Genomic DNA, 2,422 nt, shown 5'->3' with positions numbered 1-2,422 from the left:
TGCAAAACGGCGTGAAAAACTTTCCAGGGTCCTGGGGAAAAGAGCGTTGAAAACTTTCCACCCCAGGTCGTTCAATGCCCGGCTTTTAGCCGGAGTAACCTGGAGTGATCAGAGTGGAACTCATTGCCGAACTGCGGCGCCTGCATTTTGTTGAGAAGGTCAAAATCAGCGAACTGGCCAGGCGCTTTCATCTATCCCGACCGACGGTCAGAAAGCATCTACAGACCGAGGGCGACCCGGTCTATCCCACCCGCAAGCAGCAACCCTATCCCCAACTGGGTCCCTATCGGGATCGGTTAAGGGAGTGGTTGGAGTTTGATGCATCCCTGCCCAGGAAACGTCGCCATACCGCCCAACGTCTGTTTGAGCGATTACAGGTGGAGGGCTATCGCGGCGGCTATTCCTCCGTTCAACGCTTTGTGAAGGTGTGGAAGAGCGCACGCACCGAAACACCGAAAGTCACGCAAGTGTTTGTGCCGTTGGTGTTCTCCCCGGGGGACACCTGCCAGTTCGACTGGAGTCATGAGACCGTGGTCATCGGCGGTGTCGAGCACGTCGTGAAGGTGGCGCATTTCCGCCTGAGCTACAGCCGGAAGATGTTCGTCGTCGCCTACCCACGCGAGACCCAGGAAATGGTGCTGGATGCCCATATTCAGGCGTTTGCGTTCTTTGGCGGCGCCCCCAAGCGCATGGTCTATGACAACCTCAAAACGGTGGTGGACACGATATTCCTGGGGAAGGAGCGTCGCTTCAACCGACGGTTCATGGCCCTGGCCAGCCATTACCTGTTTGAACCGGTCGCCTGTACCCCTGAATCGGGATGGGAAAAAGGACAAGTGGAGAATCAGGTCGGTAACGTGCGCGAATGGCTGTTCACGCCGACACCGCATTTCGACAGTTTGGTTGAACTCAATGTCTGGCTGGCTCAGCGTTGTGAGGAATTGGCTCGACGCGCTCACCCGGAACAGGCTTCACGTACTATCGCGGCGTGCTTTGCTGAAGAACAGGGCTGTCTGATTCCCGTCACGGCCCGTTTCGACGGGCATGTCGATGACATGCGCCGGGTCAGTTCCCAATGCCTGGTGTCGGCTGACCGGAACCGCTACAGCGTACCGGCCCAATGGGCTAATCAGGTGGTCTCGGTCCGTCTCTCCGCTGACCGAGTCCGCATGGTGGCCAACGATGACATCGTGGCTGACCATGCTCGTTGCTTCGGTCGCGGTCAGCTGATTTGTGATCCCTGGCATTACCTCCCCGTGATCGAGCGCAAACCCGGCGCCCTGCGCCACGGGGCACCCTTCGTCCAGTGGGATCTGCCCGTTCCCATCAAAGTCGTGCGAGACCGCATTCTGAAGCAGGACAAGGGCGATCGCGCCTTTGTCGAGCTCCTGCTGATGGCGCGCACGCTTGGGGACAGCGGATTGGAAACCCTGGAAGTGGCCTGTGAGTTGACGTTGCAGTCCGGCGTGATCTGCGCTGCCGTGGTGGTCAATGCCATGCAGCGACTGACCGAGGCATCGAGGCCGAAAACCCTTGAACCCGCCGGTGCGTCGATACCGCAACTGACGCTGGAACCGGTCGCCGATTGCAGCCGCTACGACAGCTTACGGGGGGTGACCTATGTCCATTGATCGCGTAGTCGACCTCAAGGCCTTGCATCTCTATGGCATGGCCGCTGCCTGGAGTGAATGGCTGGCCGAGTTCGGTCATCAACAAAAGCCCGTGATACCCGAAGTCTGGTTGGACCGGTTGATCGCCGCTGAACAAGCGTATCGGCAATCACACAGCCTCAACTATCAACTCAGGGCCGCTCGCTTTCCGATCCATCGCGACTTGTTGAACTTCAACTGGCATGAAACGCCGTTGGCACAGCATCGGGTCGAACAACTCGCCACGGCCGGCTTCATGGCGGAAGCGCACAACGTGATTCTGGTCGGTGGCACCGGAACCGGTAAAACCCACCTGGCCACCGCTTTGGGCATCGCCGCTATCCATCAGGGCAAGCGGGTGCGGTTCTTCAACGCCGTCGACCTGGTCAACCAACTGGACCGGGAAAAGCAGCAAGGTCGCGAAGGTAACCTGGCCAAACAACTCGTCCACATGGACGCCATCATTCTCGATGAGCTGGGCTACCTGCCGTTCCCTGCCTCCGGGGGTGCCTTACTGTTCCATCTGGTCAGTAAGCTCTATGAAAAGACGTCCTTGATCATCACCACCAATCTCAACTTTGCCGAGTGGGTGCAGGTGTTCGGGGATGCCAAGATGACCACGGCCCTGCTGGACCGCATCACCCACCACTGCGACATCCTGGAAACGGGCAATGACTCCTATCGTTTCAAGCAACGCAAAAGGAGCATCACACCCCAATCACCCTAGCGCTCATCTGGAAACTATTCGGCGCTCTTCCCTGGAAACTTTTCAA

Annotated in this window: 2 protein-coding genes; both read left to right on the top strand. The window is 58.3% G+C overall.

Features of this window, described 5'->3' with window-relative positions:
* Positions 1-113: 113 nt before the first annotated feature.
* Positions 114-1,631: an IS21 family transposase gene (gene istA / locus ACYQ1H_RS15360; RefSeq protein WP_460028912.1), complete on the top strand. Its 1,518-nt coding sequence runs from the start codon at positions 114-116 to the stop codon at positions 1,629-1,631.
* Positions 1,621-2,376 (top strand): IS21-like element helper ATPase IstB, encoded by a 756-nt coding sequence (gene istB, locus ACYQ1H_RS15355; RefSeq protein WP_460028911.1) that lies wholly within the window; start codon positions 1,621-1,623, stop codon positions 2,374-2,376. The genes istA and istB overlap by 11 nt, the downstream gene beginning before the upstream one ends.
* The last annotated feature ends 46 nt before the right edge of the window (positions 2,377-2,422 follow it).

This window comes from Methyloparacoccus murrellii (assembly GCF_054657115.1).
Note: the sequence above shows the minus strand (reverse complement) of the source record. Positions and strands in the feature narration are given on the sequence as shown.

Coding starts and splice junctions, on each gene's coding strand:
- istB (WP_460028911.1), top strand. CDS start 1,621: ATGTCCATTGATCGCGTAGTCGACCTCAAGGCCTTGCATCTCTATGGC.